Source organism: Holdemania massiliensis AP2 (assembly GCF_000327285.1).
Taxonomy (GTDB): Bacteria; Bacillota_I; Bacilli_A; order Erysipelotrichales; family Erysipelotrichaceae; genus Holdemania; species Holdemania massiliensis.
Genome location: NZ_HE998567.1, coordinates 1361257 through 1379207, shown reverse-complemented (window position 1 = coordinate 1379207; position 17951 = coordinate 1361257). Strand labels below are relative to the sequence as shown.

Here is a 17951-nt window from a genome sequence, read left to right as displayed (position 1 = left end):
TGATTTAGTTGACAAAAAGGAGGACAGAAACAATGCCGAAACAAAGTTTACTTGAATTTCTGGCTGATCAATGCGGATGTCCCTATCTCTCCGATCTTCATACGCAGGGTTATTTCATTCCTTTGCGAAGAGTTTTGCTTAACTTGGACGCGGCAGCGTACAACGATCAGGAATGGCGTGATAGTTTCGCTTATATTTTAGGGAAATCGGCGAAGAGTCCAACCGCCGAAGAAATCAGACAAGAACTGATTCAGTCAATCCGTATAAAAAAATAGAAGATCCGGATATCCGGATCTTATTGCGTTTTTAGAGTAGTTTTTATTTGCCAGAAACAGTGCGATAGGACAGGATCAGCTGGGGATCCGGATCAGGTTAAAGCTGCATTTTTCCTCTTTGCTTTCCATAAGTCAGCCTGGCCGATATCCTGCAACCTCATCACGTCTTGTTCTGCTTGAAAATAATAGTTTCCTGCCGTTACAGAATCTTCTTCCCTATAATTTTCTACCAAGAAAAGAGCTGATTTATGAATAATTCAAAAAGGCGTAAGAGGATGGCTTTTAAAACAGCCTTTTTGTGACAGAAGGCTTATCTTTAAAGCAAAAAGACTTTATTTTACCCGACGGCATGATATAATGAATACGCATTTCAGGTGCAGGAAACTGCTTAATCGGGAACAGAGTGAATTTCTCTGACTGCCCCAGCAACCGTGAAGCGGACAAACTTCCAACAGCCACTGTATGAAGATATGGGAAGGCGGAAGGGCGGATGATGTGAAGTCGGTAGACCGGCCGAAATGAATAAGTCTTGTCTTCTGGGTGAAGGATTAAAGGCTAGGCTGTGATTGGCTTCGTTTTAATCATGGAATAGTCAAACTCACTCATTCTGAATTCAGGAATGAGTTTTTTATTAGGAAAGGGGGATGGAAATGGATCAACGCTGCTGTGCTTATTCGTTTCTGAAAGAAACATCACGGCAATGTGATTATGAGATCGCCACGGACGAATTGGCGTCGCTGATCGGACAAGCTGTGCATTGTGTGAAGCATCAGCCTGAATTGCTGAAGCTGTGTGAGCTGGTCTATCACGCGAATGGATCCATTCGGGGAAAACTGGCCATTCGGCCGGAAGATTTCCGTTGGCTGGATCAGCTGTATGTCAAACTGACGCAGGAAAACGGCGAGCTGAAACAGTTTGTGCTGCCGACAGGCTGTGCGGGGGCCTGCGCACTGCACGGACTGCGCAGCCGATGCAAAGCGGTATTGCGGATCGCATACGCGATCGATCGGGAAGAAAAACCGGTTCCGCCGATTCTGTTAGATTTCTGGAATCTTTTGTCCAATGTGTTCTTTCAGATGGCGTTGAAAGAGAATCGGCTGGAAGGCGTAGCGGAGATTCCCTTTGTTTCCCGCAGCTACAATGTCGGTTAAGCAGATTGCGCGGATCGCAATGATGGCGGCGATGATGGCTGTCGTCTTTACGATGTTTTCTCAGGTGCTGTATCTGGAAGCGATCACCCTGACGATCGCGGTGCTGGCTCTGACCTTTGATCGGCGTGAGGTTTTCTATGCCGCGCTGGTCTTTACGCTGGTCAACATGCTGGTGCAGGGCGTTTCAATCTGGACGTTCGCTTACTGTCTGATCTATCCTGTCTATGCTGTGGTGTTTGGCAGTCTGAAAGCGAAGCTGCTGCAGCATCGGTGGGCGGCGGTAGTTTTGGTCGGTTTCTGTTCATTTGCGACCGGCCAGCTGCTCGATCTGCCGTTTATTGTGTTTTCACCCAAAGTCACGCTGATTTATATTGTCATGGGTTTAAAAACGTCGCTCGTTCAAGGTCTGCTGAGCGCGCTGGAAGCGCTGTTTCTGTTGGATCCGCTGATTGACCGGCTGGAAAAATTGGAGAGGAAATAAACGATGAAAAAGAAATGGATTGCGGCGGCTGCGACACTGGCCGCTATACTGCTGTGTATTCTGGGCTTTAATGCACTGAAACCGAAGACGGTGGAAGGCGCGAAGACGATTCGCGTGACCGTTGTGAATGAAATTGACGGAACGGAGCTGTTCTCCGGGACGATTAAAACCCAGGCTGAAACTCTGGGGCAAATGCTGGATGACGCTTCAGAATTGAAAGCGGAAATGGAAAGCAGCACTTATGGACGGCTGTTAACCGGGCTGCTGGATGTAAAACAGGGCGAGATGGCAACTGGACCGTGGTGGCTGTACGAATCCGAAAACAACGAAGCCTGCAAAGCCGCGGGTTTCTGTCCGGCGGTCGATGAAACACCGATTCAGGATCAGGATCAGTTTACCTTTAAATATACCGACAGCTATTAGTCGGTTTCGGGGCAGAACGGCGGGATAAAACTTTCGGAAAAAAACAAAAGCCGAAGCGGATAATTTTGTTGAATTTTCCAGAAGCATCCGGCTTTGATGTTTGGAAAAAATAGGGTATAATGAGAACCATTCGGGAAAGTTTACAAAGCGAAAGAAACTCGAAGTGAAAAAGTAAAGTTGGAATGAAACAGGGAATGGGATAAAACAAGGTGTGCCTGGACCACAGCGTCTTCGCCAGCCTTGTTTTTCTTCCCGCTGATGATGAAAAGGAGTGTAATTATGGAAATTGAAGTCATGAAACGCGACGGCCGCACGGTTCGTTTTCACACCGAAAAGATACAGAATGCCATCGAAAAGGGATTTAACAATGTCGGTACGCACAGCAGTGAAGAAAATGTTAAGAAAGTCCTGAACCGGGCTTTGAATCAGATCGCAGCCTCAGGCATGGCGCGGATCGAAATTGAGAAGATTCAGGATCAGGTTGAGGAAGCTTTTGTGGAAGAAGGCTTTATCGAGGAATATAAAGCGTTTAAAAATTACCGTCAGAAACGGGCTCTAGCTCGCGACTGTTTTTCTTCCCGGCAGCATCGGTTAATGAAGACTTTGGAAAACTTCGGGATTAAGGATTCCAAGGAAGTTAACGAAAAACGTGAAAATGCCAACATTAACGGCGACAGCGCGATGGGGATGATGCTGCAGTACGGCAGCACGCTGACCAAAGCGTATACGACTTCTTATTGTCTGGATTCCAAAGTAGCCTCCGCTCATGAAAATGGTGATATCCATATTCATGACATGGATTTCTACCCAATGGGAACGACGACGTGTCTGCAGATTCCTTTGGATAAGCTGTTTCATGGCGGCTTTAACACCGGCCATGGCTTTCTGCGCGAGCCAAAGGATATCGCCTCGTATGCAGCGCTGGCGGCGATTGCGATTCAGTCCAATCAAAATGATCAGCATGGCGGCCAGTCCATTCCGCTGTTTGATTATTATCTGGCTCCGGGCATCATGCATACCTTTAAGAAAAACTATCGTCAGTCTCTGACCGACTATGTAGATTATACGCAGGCGCTGGATGAAGCTGCCTTCAATGCGGCTTTAGCCCAGATTGACGAACTGACGGATCTGAAGGCGATTGCCATGGCGGCCGATCAGCTGGCTCTGGTCTATGAGAAAGCGCTGGCGAAAACCGAGCGGGCGGCGTATCAGGCTATGGAAGGCTTAATTCATAACCTGAACACGATGCATTCCCGAGCGGGCGCGCAGGTACCGTTCAGCTCGATCAACTTCGGCACGGATACAAGCGAAGCCGGAAGAATGGTCTCCCGTCAGCTGCTGCTGGCGATGGAAAGCGGCTTGGGTAATCATGAAACACCGATTTTTCCAATTCTGATCTTCAAGATCAAAGAAGGCGTCAACTACAATCCAGGCGAGCCGAATTACGACTTATTTCAGCTGTCCTGCCGGGTTTCCGCCAAGCGGATGTTCCCGAACTTTGCCTTCATCGACGCGCCGTTTAACAAGCAGTATTATCAAGAAGGCCGTCCGGAAACGGAAATTGCCTATATGGGCTGCCGGACACGCGTCATCGGCAACGAGATTGATCCGGAAAATGAAGTGGTTGTCGGCCGCGGCAACCTCAGCTTCACCTCGATCAATCTGCCGCGCCTGGGCTTAAAGCACAGCGAGATTTTACAGGGGCAGTGCGATTTGGAAGGCTTTTATCAAGAACTGGATGACAAGATGGATCTGGTTAAAGATCAGCTGCTGGAGCGTTATCGTGTTCAGTGCGCGCGCCGGGTCAAGAACTTCCCGTTTTTGATGGCACAAGGCAACTGGCTGAATTCTGATCAGCTGGATATCGAGGATACGCTGGAATCGGTACTCAAGCATGGTACGCTGACGATCGGTTTCATCGGACTGGCTGAATGTCTGAAAGCGTTAGTCGGTGCACATCATGGTGAAAGTGAAGAAGCTCAGCAGCTGGGACTGACGATCATCAAGCGGATGCGGGAACGCTGCGACAGCTACACAAAGCAATACGGTCTGAATTTCTCGCTGATCGCAACGCCGGCTGAAGGTCTCTCAGGCCGTTTTATCAAGATGGATCAGGAGGAATACGGTAAGATTGAAGGGGTAACCGATAAGGAATACTACACCAATTCTTTCCATGTTCCGGTTTACTATCCAACGGATTTCTATCATAAACTGTCGGTTGAGGCGCCCTATCATGCCCTGACCAACGGCGGACATATTTCCTACGTTGAAATGGACGGCGATCCGTCCGCCAATCTGGCGGCTTTTGAAAAGGTCGTGCGAATGATGAAGGAATTGGGAATCGGCTACGGTGCGATCAACCATCCGATCGACCGCGATCCGGTCTGCGGCTTTAACGGGATTATCAATGATGAATGCCCATGCTGCGGAAGAACCGAGGATGAGATTCCATTTGAGCGCATCCGCCGGATTACCGGTTATTTGGTCGGTACGCTGGACCGCTTTAATGATGCCAAACGGGCAGAAGTCCGCGACCGTGTTAAACATGGCTGAGCTGCGGTGTTCAGCCCCGGTGCAGTTTGACAGCATTGTCGACGGCGAGGGTTTACGGGCTGTTGTCTGGACGCAGGGATGTCCGCACGGCTGTCCGGGATGCCATAATCCTCAGACTCATGCCTTTGACGGCGGAACGCTGATTCTTGCGGAAACGATTGCCGATCAGCTGAAAGCGCATTTCTATCTGGACGGCGTCACGTTTTCCGGCGGAGAACCGATGATGCAGGCGACGGTCTGTGCGCTGCTGGCTGAGGAGATCCACAAGCTGGGCATGAATGTCTGGTGTTATACGGGATATCAATGGGAAACCTTGTTGGAAAAGCGAGATCCGGATCAGATGGCTTTTTTGAAACAGATTGACGTGCTGATCGACGGACCCTTTGTCATCGCTGAGAAATCGCTGAATCTGGTATTTCGCGGATCCACGAATCAACGGCTGATCAACGTGCCGGACAGCCTCAATTCAGGACAGGTGATTCTTTATGAGGGTCATCCGTAATTCTGTTTAACGGAGAACTTAGGTTCAATAAGCCGGGAATGAAGGCTGCCTTCGATCCCGGTTTTTCTCATCCTTGAAGCTTTCGTCAAGGCTAAAGGAGATCAGCGAAAACGCTGATGCTTTAGCGGTAAATAATGTTCTGATGATGCTGAACTGGGAAGATGTGTTTCCAATGGATGGGCAGATTGTTTCATCGGTTTCTCATCCGCTTCGTCGTTGCAACTTGAATCAGTTTGTGTATAATTACGGTAGAGAAAAAAGTTGGAGGAATAAGAGATGCGCAATAAAAGTCTTTTTGATGGTTATAAAGAGCTGAAAATTGTGAATATCGAAAGCCTGTTTTTTGCTTTTCTGCTTGGTTTTACCTTGAAGGACAACGGCGTATCCCTCCTCTTGTGTCTGGCTGGGGGAATCGCCCTGATTCTGCTGATTAAAGTTTTGTTCCGCTTTCGGCTGGGTTATTTCTTGGTTTCGGCAGCCTTCAGCGCCTTCTGGGCGATGGCTTTCAGTTCCGGCTGGCTGAGGGATGGAAACTGGCTGATTGGCGGTGGAATTGCCTTAGTTATTTTTGCTGCTTGTCTGTATGGGCACAAACTGAATTATGAAGAAGAAAAAAACCGCGAAGACGAATAACGGTTTATCAGTCTTTCACGGTATTGTGAGCCTGCCGCTTCAATAGCTGCAGGTTTTTTGTTTGGAAAACAGATTCTCGCAGACGGCTTGGAGTCAAGGGGCAGCGGATTAGCGCTGACGTTGAACAATGCATCAAAGATTTTTGAATAGAATGGATGGAAATCAGCGGACTTCCAATAGACTGCAGAGGGCGTCAGTCAGCCAGATTAACCGGTTAAAATCAACTTTCCGATCTTGGGATGTCCGGCAGCCGACAACGGTCAGATCACCGTCACTGTCGATCTTTCCGCTTCCGACACAAAGCATGTTTTTAAATCTCTGATGGATTGAATTGACTTCGGACAACTTGTTCAGATTCAAATTCCAGCCTGGAAATTGCGGGAGTGACTGGACTCGTTGTTTCCAATGGGAAGCAGCGTGAAACTGCACCGTATCTCCGCTGCCCAACGGTTCAATCAGTATGATTTCTTTGTTGATTAAAGCTGGGTAATGCTTTAGAAGCAAGGCGAGGCTGGCCTGATCGACACCATGATCTAAAAGCATGACACCGCATTCCGGATGCCGATGGGAAATTTCATCCAGAACGGTTAAAGCAGCATCCCAGCTGTAATTATTCCGGTTGGCAAAGCCGCGGCTAATAAACGAAGCCACTGCCGCAAGCAACAGCAGCAGAAGCCAGAACAGGATGCCGTATCCCTGCTTTTCCCATGCTGCTTTTTGAAAGGTTAGAATTATCAACGCCAGTACGCAGAAAAGAGTGACAGCCAACTGTAGCAGCAAATTCAGTTGTTCAGTTTTCCGGTTTTTCATGCCGTTGTAGGGGTAGTAAGGATGATGCGGAACAAGGCAGGTCATCGGCGTGTCATAAAACGCCATCAGAATGCAATCTTTTTTTAGCGGATCGTTCAGGAAAAGGCAGCGAGACAGAACACCTTTTTCTTTCATCTCAACACAATCATAAGGCTGATTTTGGGTCTGAGTCTGAGCCTGAACACGGGACAGAAAACGTTGAAGCTGACCTGGACGGCAGCGTTTCCCAATCACCGCACAGTAAATCTCAAAGGTTTCTTTGATCATCATGGAAGATTCCCCCTTATTTCTATATTATAGCGAAAAAGAAATGTAAAACATAGGAAAATGCTAATAAAATATATAGGACAATCGCTTTGCCAGACTGTTTTCTTTAGCCGCTGGTTTTCAGCAGTAAGTTATGATATAGTTAGAATGTATAAACAATTCAAATGAAAACAAATCTGAAAGCAAGGTTCAGGAGAATTTTCATTTAGGCAGGCCGCAGCGGAAAGACTGTGGAAAACGGAGGACAAGATGAAAGAAATGCCGAAGTATAAAATCATTGAAAATTACATTATTGATCGGATTCAGTCAGGCGACTTGAAGCCGGGGGATCAGATTGAAACGGAAAAGCAGCTGAGTGAGAAATTTGAGATCGGACGGCTGACCGTCAATAAGGCGCTGATTAATCTCGCGCAGGAGGGCTATATTGAACGAACGGCCGGAAAGGGGTCGTTTGTGCTGCCGCGGATGGTGACCAAAAGCATCTCTCAGGGCGGCAGCTTTACGGATGATATGGCTTCGGTCGGAATGAAGGCGGGTTCACAGCTGATCGAATACAAGGTTTATAAAGCCTCGGATGTTCCTGAGGTTGCGGAATATCTGGAGCTGAGTGAAGATGAACTGATTCATTATTTTGTGCGTCTTAGGACCGGGGATGGAGAGCCGATTGCTTTGAGCTATACCTATATTTCTGCCAAAGTCGTACCGGCGATCAATGTCCGGGCTTTGGAAGGCTCATTGACAGAGTATCTTCATTCCGTTGGTGTTTACCGCGGCGGGGCGCTGCATAAAATGTCGGCGCATCTGCCTAACGAAGCGCAGAAAAAACTGCTGGGGGTCGGCAACACCGCGCTGCTTTTAAATGAACACATTACGTATGATCAGCAGCACCAGCCGTATGAGTATATCAAAACGTTCTATATCAGCAGTCAGTACGCCTATACCTTCAGAACCGGTTTTCTGGCAGAGCGCTGAAAAAAACGCAATTTGTAAAATATCCTCTTGAGATTTGATAGAAAAAGTATATAATGATTTTGTAAATGTATATATAAATATGCAGGCACACTTATTCCTCACGAAACTTGCTGGTCACAATGTTTGCGTTGGAAAATCTCAAGGAGGACATGAGAATGAAAAAATGGATGTACGACTGCGTGCTGGAAACACCGGCGACGGCTGAAGCAATGTTCAAAAACAAAGAAGCACTGGTTGGCAAGCTTGTCGATCTGTTTCTGGCAAAGGATTATAAGAAGATCGTGATGGTGGCTTCTGGTTCATCCTACAACATTGCCAACTGCTCGAAGTATGCAATTCAGACGTATCTGGGCGTAAAGGTCGATCTGATCAACTCTGTTACGTATGCCAAATATGATTATCAGTTCCATGAGAATGCTTTGGTTATCTGCATGTCGCAGAGCGGTAAGAGCACCAATACGATTGAAGCTGTGATCAAGGCGAAGGAATGCGGTAATGACGTCGTGGCGATTTCAATGGTTCCGAATAGTCCGATCACACGCTATTGCGATACGGTCTTGGAATACGGTTCTTATGGTCCAGGGGATGACGTGTTTGTCTGTCGTGGGGTTCCGACATCCACGCTGTATTTCATTCTGTTTGCCCTGGAAGCCGGCGTGAAAAAGGGCGTTTATCCGAAGGACAGCTATAAAAAACGCATGAAGGAGATTGAAACGATCATTCATGAAATGCCGCGCATCCGTGAGAAGATCGATGGTTGGTATGACGCTAATAAGGAAGAACTGTGGTCGATGAAACGGGCGATGACCGTCGGCATCGGGCCAAGCTTCGGCCCAGCGATCGAAGGCGCGTTGAAAATGGAAGAAACGATCGGAATTCCGTCCAACGTCTATGAAACCGAAGAATTTCTCCATGGACCAGTGTATGAAATCAAGAAAGACAATGCGATTTTCTTACTGGACATGGACGATAAAATGCATGACCGCGTCATGATGATTTATGAAGGTCTGCATCAGCTGACGGACCGCGTCTATCTGATCACGCGTCATCCGGGAAACAGCGATAAGCGTGTGATGACAATCGATGTGGATACCTGCAGTCTGCTTTTGCCGATGCTGTTTGTCATGCCGTTTCAGATCTTATCCAGCCGCGTATGCGATGACTGCCGCATTAATGCCATCACCGTTTATAACTATCGGTTTTCCCAAGCCATCAAGACCAAAGCCAATTAGTTTAATTCACTGCGATTCCCTTTCTTGAAAGAAGCCTTTTGGGCTTCTTTTTTTGTGATGGGTAATATTTTTTTGACGCAAAAAGCACACTTAATATGACTGCCGCCGCTTCGTGTGTTTTTCCTCAATTTCTTCTTTAATTTGATTATAAATTCATCAGAAACAGTTTGTCAATAAAAGTGTACTTAATGTTACAGCGAGGTTTTGCCGATGCTTTTCTGATGCCAGTTTAAATATATAGTCAAATTGATTATAAAAGTATAGAAATTACAATAAATATATAGACATTATAATTTGATTGTGCTATATTAAGTTTACAAAAATGATAGCGCTTACTAGGAGGAGCTTATATGAAACACGTTGTTTTACTCACTCATGGTCATCTTTGCGAAGGCTTTGCTTCTGCTCTGCAGGTGATTTCCGGAATGGAAAGCTCGCTGACCTTGATCAGCATGGAGGCTCAGGACTCACCAGATACGATGACGCAGCGAGTGAAGCAGGTTCTTGATAGCTTCCCAGCGGAAGATCCGCTGATCTTGATGACGGATATTCCCGTAGGCAGCACCACTCAGATCGCCATTCCATTTTTGGAAACCTTCCCGAATCTCTATATTTTAACAGGGTTGAATTTAGGCCTGCTGTTAGAGATTACGCTGAATCCAATGGAAGGAGATATCAGCGCCATTCTGCGGGAAGCTGTCGAAGCCAGTCGGCAAACATTACTGTTCATCAATGACCAGCTGGATAGTAATGAGGAATAAAAAAAGAAAGGGAGATGTTTCATGATTAAACTTCTCAGAATTGATGATCGTCTGATCCATGGCCAGGTTGCGGTTTATTGGATCAATGCGACCGGCGCGGACACCATTGTCATCGCCAACGACAAGCATGCGACCAACGCTATGCTCAAAATGTCTTTGACCGTCGGTAAGCCGGCAGGCTGCAAAATGGAGGTGCTGACCGCGGCCAAAGCGGCGGACTATCTCAACAATGCCGCCAATGCCAAACGCAAGATTCTGCTGATCTGCGGCAGCTGTGAAGACGCAGCCGAGCTGTGTGCCAAGGTGGCGGAAATCAAGGAAGTCGATTTGGGCGGCATCCGATTTGCGGAAGGCCGCACGTCTATTTCCAATCAGGTATTCTTAGTCGAAGAGGATCTGCAATCCCTGGACGTCATCGCCGAACAAGGCCGGACAGTTTACGTCCAGGAAGCGCCGTCGAAGCCTAAGATTTCACTACCTGAGATTCATTCTATCTTTGAAAAAAATAAAAAATAAAACACTTGGAAAGGGGAAAAATTTATGTTTTTAATCCAGTGTATCCTGGTATCCATGGTGCATGTCCTGAGTATTCTTGACGGCCGGATTCTGGGTCAGAACTTATTGAACACACCGATCGTGGAAGCGACCTTAGTCGGCTTGATCTGCGGCGATGTCCAAACCGGACTTGTCATGGGGGCGACTTTACAGCTGATCTTTATGGGGTTTGTCGGCATCGGCGTGACCTCACTGCCAAACTCTTCGGCCGGAACCATTCTGGCGGTTGCCTTTGCGATCATGTCCAATCTGACGCCGGATTCAGCGATTGCGCTGTCGATGCCGATTGCGCTGCTGTTTCAGCCATGCGGAATTATCCCGCGGATCATCAATAACGTCTGGAATCCAAAATGCGATGCGGCAGCGGAGCGCGGCGATTTCAAAGCGATTGAACGGTATTACTGGCTGGGCGTCGTCATATTTGCGATTGTTTACTTCGTTCCGATGTTCTTAGCTCTGTATTTCGGCTCCGGTGCGGTTGAAACGATTATCAACTTCATTCCGGAAGTAGTGATGAACGGTCTGACCAAAGCTTCCAGTGTGCTGCCGGCTTTAGGTATCGCTTTATTGATGAACTACATTATGGACAAGGATGCAACACCGTTTATCTTCTTAGGCTTTATCTTAGCGGCTTTCCTAGGCGTGAATTCGCTGGGTGTTGCCGGTTTGGGCGCCGTGATCGCCGTCGTTTATTACAATATGGTTCAGCGAAAGGCTAACGAGTAAAGGGGGAAGCTGCAATGACAACAGGAAAAATGGAAAAGAAAGAATTCATGAGCGGTTTCTGGCGCTCTTGCTGCCTGCAGGGCTGCTTCAATTATGAACGTCAACAGGGACTGGGCTTCGGCTATGCCATGATTCCGCATCTGCGCCGGATCTATAAGGACGATCCGGAAGGCTTCAAGGAAGCGATGAAGCGGCATTTGGTATTCTATAACATCACGCCGCAGTGTACGACATTTGTTCAGGGCATCGCGGTAGCGATGGAAGAAGAAGCAGCGTCCAATCCTGATTTCGACGCTTCTTCCATCAATGCGATCAAGACTGCGCTGATGGGGCCGCTCTCCGGCATTGGTGATTCGATCTTCTGGGGTACGCTCAGAACGATCGGTCTGGGCGTTGGCATCTCCTTCTGTATGCAGGGCAATATTCTCGGCCCAATTCTGTTCCTTTTGATTCACAACATTCCACATTGGTTTGTTCGCTATAAAGGCTTGCAGATCGGTTACGAACAGGGCTTGTCGTTCATGGAAAACGCGACGGAAGGCGGAATGCTGGAAACCTTCTCGATGGCGGCAAAAATGCTGGGAGCGACGGTTGTCGGCTGCATGATCGCAACGATGATCAATTTCACAACTACGATTACACTGAACATGGGCAATCATCAGACTTTGGCGATCCAGTCGATTTTCGATGAAATCGCGCCAAAGCTGCTGCCGCTGCTGCTGGCATTCGGCTGTTTCGCTTTGATCCGCAAAGGAAAGAAAACAACGACCGTGATGCTGCTCTTGTTCTTGCTTGGCTTTGTTCTGGCTTTCCTGGAAGGCCTGCCGATGTTTGCACCGGTAGTCTGATCAGGCAGCAGGATTAAAGAAGAAACACAAATTTAAACGATTCATAAAGAAGGGCTCCTCGGACAATCGAAAGGAGCCTTTCACTTAGAAAAGAGGGAAATGAATGATTGATTTACGCAGCGATACCGTGACTCAGCCTAACCTTGCCATGCGCAGAGCAATGGCGGAGGCGGTTGTCGGAGACGATGTTTATGAAGATGATCCAACAGTCAATGAGCTTCATCGCAAAGCCGCCGAACTGTTGGGGAAGGAAACGGGCTTGTTCGTTTGCAGCGGTACGATGGGGAATTTATTAGCGGTAATGAGTCAAACGCAGCGGGGAGATGAAATCATCGCGGGCCGTCACAGCCATCTGGTTACCCATGAGGTCGGCGGAGCAGCTCAGATTGCCCAGGTAATGATTCATCCTGTCGATCATCCTCGGGACTGGATTGAACCCGAGGCGATCCGCGCCGCGATTCACAGTGAGGATATCCATGAGCCGCAGACCCGGCTGGTCTGTCTGGAAAACGCTTTATCCAACGGCGGCATTGTGCCGCTGCCTTTGCTGAGGCAGACCTATCAGACAGCTAAAGCCTTGGGACTGCGCGTGCATTTGGACGGCGCGCGGATCTTTAATGCGGCCGTTGCATGCGGCTGCTCCGTAAGTGAAATCGCGGCTTGCGCGGATACTGTGACCTTCTGTCTTTCCAAAGGGCTGGCGGCGCCGATCGGTTCAGTTCTGGTCGGGGATCGGGCCTTGATTGAACGGGCACGGCGCAACCGCAAACTGTTAGGCGGCGGATTAAGACAGGCTGGGATTTTGGCGGCGGCCGGACTGACGGCATTGGATACGATGACTGAGCGCTTGCAGGAAGATCATAATCACGCTAAGCTGCTGGGGGAATTGCTGGCACAAATCCCAGGAATTCACGTTGAAAAAGAACGGATTCAGATCAACATGGTATTCTTCAAACTGTGTAATGATAAAATCCAACCGGCCGATTTCCTGAAAAAATTGAACGAAGAAGGAATTTTAACGAATCCTGAGGATCACGGCCTGTTTCGCTTTGTCACACATTATGGTATCATGGAAAGCGACGTCAGAACTGCGGCTGAAGCAGTTCGCAAAATCATGGAGGGATAGAATGGCAAAGTTAAAAGCGGTGATGTTTGACATGGATGGAGTGCTGATTGACAGTGAACGGATTAGTTTGTCGATGTGGGAAAAGGTGAATGAAGCTCGTGGGCATGTCTTTGATGTCTCAGTCATGACAAAAATGATGGGCGGTTCGCAGCAGGAAAACTTTGAGCGGTTCGGGCACCTGCTTCCGCCGATGGATGTGTATGAAGCGATGTGGAAAGAGAAAAAACAGATGAGCGACGCTTGGATCGAAGCTAACGGAATGCCGCTGCGTCCGGGAGTCAGCGAGATTTTAAAGACTTTGAAGGAACTGGGCGTGAAGCGTCTGATCGTTTCCTCAACACCGCGTGAATATGCTTTATATCTGTTGGAAAAGGCCGGACTGACCGGCTGTTATGACAACGGTATTTTCGGGGATGAAGCGGGACGGCGCAAACCGCATCCGGATCTCTACAATAAAATGATGGAGATGGAAGGACTGAAACCGGAAGAATGCATTATCATTGAGGATTCAGCCAACGGTGTGAAAGCGGGCTATGCCGCTGGGGTGCGGGTGTTCGCGATTCCGGATACTGCTCCGCTGGAACAATTCCGTGATCACGAGGCCTGGGCGATTGTTGACTCGATGGAGGATGTTCGTCGTTGGGTGCTGGAACAGACTGCGGCTGAAGCCTGATTCTTAAACGTTGAGTATAAAGTAGACATAAGAGAGAAATTCTAAATTCTCTCTTTTTTTTGCGTTAAAGTCAGTTATCCCTCTCTTAAATTCATCAAATGTAATTTTTTAGAATTTTAAAAGAAAAAGGAAACGGTTAAAAATACAAGTATGTAATGGTTTTGATATGAAAATAAGAATTGACTAAAGATTACAAATAATTGCCCGGAAGAGGTTGACAAAGTACAAAAACAGAAATACAATAAATTCATAAAAACATGTAAATTTATGAATTAGAGGGATTAAAATGAAAAAGGAAGCTGTTTTGTTGGACATGGATGGGGTTTTGGTTGATTCAGAAGGATATATGCAGAAAATGATTGCGGATTTTTTCAGAGAAAAAACGAATTATGATCCTGATTCCTTGTATCTGAGTCGTTTTATCGGATCATCCGGTGAAGAAGCAACATGGAAAAGGGTATTTGAAAACATTGCGGATCAACCCGATTTCATTCATTTAAACCAGAAATTACTGAATTATTTGAATGGAAAAAGTATTCCCTATGCAGATATCAAAATGAAACATGCAGAACAGCTGCTTGTTTTCCTGAAAGAAAAGGGTTATCTAGTGGGACTGGCTTCCAGCAGCAAGCGAAATAAAATAGAAAAAATGCTCAGCCAGACCGGTTTTGCGAGATATTTCGATGCCGTTCTGAGCGGTGAAATGGTTGCGGAATCAAAACCCAACCCGGAGATATACAATCGGCTTGCCGAACTGCTGAATGTTTCAAAGGACCGATGTTTAGTGATCGAGGATTCGTTTTACGGCATTCGCGCAGGCATCAATGCGGGTATGAAAACGTTAGCTTTGCGGGATGATCGGTTTGGCATGGATCAGCATGAGGCAGATGCCATGATCAATGATTTGCTGGAAGCCATTCCTTATCTTGAGTGACAGACCATGAAATAAAAGAGTAAAGGTGCCGCGGCCTTACTATATAAACTGTTGAAAGGAGCAGTGAGAGTATGGATAAGTTTTATCGCATCCAGCCCATTTACGAAGAAAGAATTTGGGGAGGACAGAAGATTCGGGAAAAATTCCATTATCAGACGGACCTGCAGAATATTGCGGAGGCCTATCACGTCATTGCGATTCCTGGTCATTTGGACAACCTGGTTGAAGGTGAGAATATTCCGCTTTCCCAATTCTATCAACAACATCGCGACTTGTTTGACTGCGATGCCGATGCATTGCCGGTTCGTTTGGTGACTGCCTGTGCCGATGGAAAATTATCAGTTCATCTGCATCCTACCGATGCTTATGGTTTAGCTCATGATCAGATGCGGGGAAAGATTGAAGGCGGCTTTGCGCTGACTGATTCCGATGCCGAAGTGGAATTCATGATCGGACATACAGCGCAGTCGATGGAAGAGCTGAAAAGCAAAGTGGAAAATGGAGAGTGGGATACGCTGTTGCGAAAAGTGAAAGGTAAAGCGACAGATTTTACCCATACACCGATTGGAACACTTCATGCGGAAAGCGGCGACGGCAGCGTGATCATGGTCGCTTATTCAACGAATGGCGACGTGACCTACCGCTTATACGATTATGACCGAAATGATCCGAAGCGGCCGCTGAATATTCAGGGCGTATTGGATAATATCCGGATTCCGGATGATGAAATTCGGCCCTATCCTGTTACACCGTACCAATCTAAGGGCTGTCTGATTTATGATTACTATTCCAAACCCAAAGAATATGTCGGCAAACGTATTAAAACAACGCCCAACGCCCGCTATCAACAGGAGGAGTTCATGTTTATCCTTTGTTTAGAGGGGGAAACAGCGATAAACGGGATGAAAATAAAACCTGGGGAAACCCTGTTTGTTCCCGCTCACAGTTCAGAATTAATCTTTGACCAGGCTGCCGATCTCTGTATTCTATCGTATTTGGATTAAGAATGAAGTTAAAAAAACAAAGGAGAAATGAAAATGGAGAAAAAGATTTATAAGATTGAGCCGGTATTTGAACAGCGGATTTGGGGCACTCAGGCCTTAAGAACGAAATATCACTATGAAACAGAGCTTGAGAATATTGCGGAAGTCTATAACGTCTGTGCGATGCCAGGCCATTTGGATAATGTCGTAACCGGCACTGGCCTGCACTTATCGGACTTTTATAAACAAAACCGAGAGCTGTTCGGCATTCAAAGTGAGATCATGCCTGTCGAAGTCTGTATGGCACATTCTGACAGCTACTTATCAATCCAGCTGCATCCTGATGATGCCTATGCTTTGAAAACAGAGGGCAGCCGCGGCCGGCCGGAAGGCTGGGTGATCTTGGAAGGACCGGAGAAAAACCGCATGGTCATCGGTCATCATGCCCAGACACAGGCTGAATTTGAGCAATGGACAAAAGAAAAGAACTGGGATCGTCTGTTTCGGTATATTGAAATGCAGCCAGGTCAGTATATCCATGTTCCAGCGGGTTCGCTGCATGCTTTCTGTCAGGGAGCCATTGCGGTCGCTTTTTCGACCAATGCCGATATTACATACCGCTTATACGATTTTGATCGGATCGATCCGAAAACCGGCAAAGAAAGAGAGCTTCATATTCAGCAGGTTTTTGACAACATCCGGATTCCCGATGACACGCTGAATGCCTTCTGGCCCGAGAAGACCAAAGCGGAGGGCTGTGAAATCACACGGTTCTATGACGAAAAAAACGTTTACACCGCCGGTCGGATCCAGGTTGCAGAGCAAGGTTTCTTTGAAACGGAAGCGTTTATGTTTTATGTCTGTGCCAACGGCAGCGGGAGAATAAATGACTGTGAGATTAAAGCCGGAGAAACTGTGTTTGTTCCCTGCCGTTTTGGAAAAATCGAAATCTGCGGGAATTTGGATTTAATGACAATCACCTATCGGGAGTAAGGCATGAAAAAAATTGTAATTATGACGCATGCCGGTCTGGCTCAGGGAGCGAAGGAAACCGTTCAGTTTCTGGCGGGAAACTGCGAATTAACTGCGGTCAGCTGCTTCACCGAAGAGATGCATCCAGATCATTATATTGAAACTCTGCTGCAGAATAAAAAGCCGGAAGAAACGTTGATTATTCTAACAGATCTCAAGGGAGGCAGTGTCAATCAGAAAGTTGCGCAGCATTGCCTGCAGCACAATTTCTACCTGATTACGGGTTTTAACTTAGCCCTGCTGCTGGAATTAAGCGTTGCCGATGAAGCGATGATCAATCCGGCTTATCTTCGTGAGGTTGTTGAAAAGGCCAAACAGGAGATCGTATTGATGAATGATGCCCTTCAGGATTTGCCCGCCAACGAGGACTTTGATTTTTTTGAAGCCTAACAAGAAAGCGGAAGGCTGATCTCGGGGTGCTGTCTGATAACGGCGGCTGAGATAAGCGGCGGAGGATAGAAAGAATGATGGATTCAGACTTTAAAAATAAATAGGTTAGCTTAAGCTGATGCTTTGAAAAGGAGATCATAATGATTTATCTAAGATTAGATGAACGTTTGCTTCATGGACAGGTGACAACGACCTGGATCGGATTTTTAGGAATTGCCAGAATCATCTTAGCGGATGATGAAGTTGCGGAGAATGAAATCCAATGCCAGCTGCTAAAAATGAGTGCGCCTAAGGAAGCAAAAATGCTGATTCTCACAGTCGAGAAAGCCGCGAAGATCCTGAATGATCCGCGCTGCGAGGCGATGAAGATTTTAGTGATCTGCGCCAATCCGTACAATGTTCTGAAATTGATTGAAAGTGTACCTGCGATTCATGATGTCAATCTGGCCAATTATGGATTCCAGGCGAATCCTAACGGCGTCAATAAGAAAATGCTGACCTCAAATCTGTCAGTGGATCCGCAGGAGCTGGAAGTGATTCAGAAGATTATGGCCAAGGATCTGAATTGTTACTGCCAGGTCTTAGCCAATCAACCTAAAAAAACAATCGTTATTCATTAAAGAG

General features: G+C 47.1%; 21 protein-coding genes and 1 riboswitch. Of the genes, 20 read left to right on the top strand and 1 reads right to left on the bottom strand.

Features of this window, described 5'->3' with window-relative positions; translation table 11 throughout:
* The first annotated feature begins 32 nt into the window (after positions 1-32).
* The 7 genes from BN162_RS06470 (at position 33) to BN162_RS06440 (ending at position 6018) form a co-directional block, all read left to right on the top strand.
* Entirely contained in the window at positions 33-275 is a 243-nt protein-coding gene (locus BN162_RS06470) for a hypothetical protein (RefSeq protein ID WP_020224276.1), read from the top strand.
* A gap of 354 nt (positions 276-629) precedes the next feature.
* Positions 630-807: riboswitch (cobalamin riboswitch) on the top strand.
* 118 nt (positions 808-925) lie between these two features.
* Positions 926-1426: an ATP:cob(I)alamin adenosyltransferase gene (locus tag BN162_RS06465; protein WP_020224275.1), complete on the top strand. Its 501-nt coding sequence runs from the start codon at positions 926-928 to the stop codon at positions 1424-1426.
* Positions 1398-1907 carry a cytochrome B gene (locus tag BN162_RS06460; protein ID WP_147612150.1) on the top strand — a complete coding sequence of 170 codons (510 nt, stop codon included), beginning with the start codon at positions 1398-1400 and terminating at the stop codon, positions 1905-1907. Before BN162_RS06465 ends, BN162_RS06460 begins: the two co-directional genes overlap by 29 nt.
* Before the next feature lie 3 nt (positions 1908-1910).
* Positions 1911-2330, top strand: coding sequence for a DUF4430 domain-containing protein (locus tag BN162_RS06455; protein WP_020224273.1), 420 nt, complete (start codon positions 1911-1913; stop codon positions 2328-2330).
* A 279-nt stretch (positions 2331-2609) separates the two neighbouring features.
* On the top strand, positions 2610-4883 hold the full coding sequence (locus tag BN162_RS06450) for an anaerobic ribonucleoside triphosphate reductase (protein ID WP_020224272.1): 2274 nt from the start codon (positions 2610-2612) through the stop codon (positions 4881-4883).
* Positions 4876-5385, top strand: a complete 510-nt coding sequence (gene nrdG / locus BN162_RS06445; protein ID WP_040451579.1) for an anaerobic ribonucleoside-triphosphate reductase activating protein — start codon at positions 4876-4878, stop codon at positions 5383-5385. The genes BN162_RS06450 and nrdG overlap by 8 nt, the downstream gene beginning before the upstream one ends.
* Before the next feature lie 276 nt (positions 5386-5661).
* Complete coding sequence (locus BN162_RS06440) at positions 5662-6018, top strand: hypothetical protein (protein WP_020224270.1); 357 nt, start codon at positions 5662-5664, stop codon at positions 6016-6018.
* A gap of 162 nt (positions 6019-6180) precedes the next feature.
* Here the strand turns inward: BN162_RS06440 and BN162_RS06435 are convergent, their stop codons facing one another.
* Complete coding sequence (locus BN162_RS06435; RefSeq protein ID WP_020224269.1) at positions 6181-7098, bottom strand: hypothetical protein; 918 nt, start codon at positions 7096-7098, stop codon at positions 6181-6183.
* Positions 7099-7344: 246 nt separating this feature from the next.
* Between BN162_RS06435 and BN162_RS06430 the strand changes: the two genes are divergently transcribed.
* The 13 genes from BN162_RS06430 (at position 7345) to BN162_RS06370 (ending at position 17947) form a co-directional block, all read left to right on the top strand.
* The gene (locus tag BN162_RS06430; RefSeq protein WP_020224268.1) at positions 7345-8067 is read left to right on the top strand and encodes a GntR family transcriptional regulator; all 723 of its coding nucleotides are present in this window, start codon (positions 7345-7347) and stop codon (positions 8065-8067) included.
* Between the two features lie 155 nt (positions 8068-8222).
* On the top strand, positions 8223-9299 hold the full coding sequence (locus BN162_RS06425; RefSeq protein WP_020224267.1) for an SIS domain-containing protein: 1077 nt from the start codon (positions 8223-8225) through the stop codon (positions 9297-9299).
* 350 nt (positions 9300-9649) lie between these two features.
* A complete protein-coding gene (locus tag BN162_RS06420) occupies positions 9650-10060 on the top strand; it encodes a PTS sugar transporter subunit IIA domain-containing protein (RefSeq protein ID WP_020224266.1) in 411 nt (136 codons plus the stop codon).
* Between the two features lie 21 nt (positions 10061-10081).
* Positions 10082-10576: a PTS sugar transporter subunit IIB gene (locus BN162_RS06415; RefSeq protein ID WP_020224265.1), complete on the top strand. Its 495-nt coding sequence runs from the start codon at positions 10082-10084 to the stop codon at positions 10574-10576.
* Positions 10577-10600: 24 nt separating this feature from the next.
* A complete protein-coding gene (locus BN162_RS06410; protein WP_020224264.1) occupies positions 10601-11341 on the top strand; it encodes a PTS mannose/fructose/sorbose/N-acetylgalactosamine transporter subunit IIC in 741 nt (246 codons plus the stop codon).
* 14 nt (positions 11342-11355) lie between these two features.
* Positions 11356-12189: a PTS system mannose/fructose/sorbose family transporter subunit IID gene (locus BN162_RS06405; protein WP_020224263.1), complete on the top strand. Its 834-nt coding sequence runs from the start codon at positions 11356-11358 to the stop codon at positions 12187-12189.
* A gap of 103 nt (positions 12190-12292) precedes the next feature.
* Positions 12293-13315: a low-specificity L-threonine aldolase gene (ltaE, locus tag BN162_RS06400; protein WP_020224262.1), complete on the top strand. Its 1023-nt coding sequence runs from the start codon at positions 12293-12295 to the stop codon at positions 13313-13315.
* Between the two features lies 1 nt (position 13316).
* The gene (locus tag BN162_RS17785; RefSeq protein WP_020224261.1) at positions 13317-13988 is read left to right on the top strand and encodes an HAD family hydrolase; all 672 of its coding nucleotides are present in this window, start codon (positions 13317-13319) and stop codon (positions 13986-13988) included.
* A 286-nt stretch (positions 13989-14274) separates the two neighbouring features.
* Entirely contained in the window at positions 14275-14922 is a 648-nt protein-coding gene (locus BN162_RS06390) for an HAD family hydrolase (RefSeq protein ID WP_020224260.1), read from the top strand.
* A 71-nt stretch (positions 14923-14993) separates the two neighbouring features.
* A complete protein-coding gene (locus tag BN162_RS06385) occupies positions 14994-15926 on the top strand; it encodes a class I mannose-6-phosphate isomerase (RefSeq protein WP_020224259.1) in 933 nt (310 codons plus the stop codon).
* A gap of 33 nt (positions 15927-15959) precedes the next feature.
* Complete coding sequence (locus BN162_RS06380) at positions 15960-16898, top strand: class I mannose-6-phosphate isomerase (RefSeq protein ID WP_020224258.1); 939 nt, start codon at positions 15960-15962, stop codon at positions 16896-16898.
* A 3-nt stretch (positions 16899-16901) separates the two neighbouring features.
* The gene (locus tag BN162_RS06375) at positions 16902-17327 is read left to right on the top strand and encodes a PTS sugar transporter subunit IIA (protein ID WP_020224257.1); all 426 of its coding nucleotides are present in this window, start codon (positions 16902-16904) and stop codon (positions 17325-17327) included.
* A gap of 140 nt (positions 17328-17467) precedes the next feature.
* Positions 17468-17947 (top strand): PTS sugar transporter subunit IIB, encoded by a 480-nt coding sequence (locus BN162_RS06370; RefSeq protein ID WP_020224256.1) that lies wholly within the window; start codon positions 17468-17470, stop codon positions 17945-17947.
* Positions 17948-17951 lie beyond the last annotated feature (4 nt).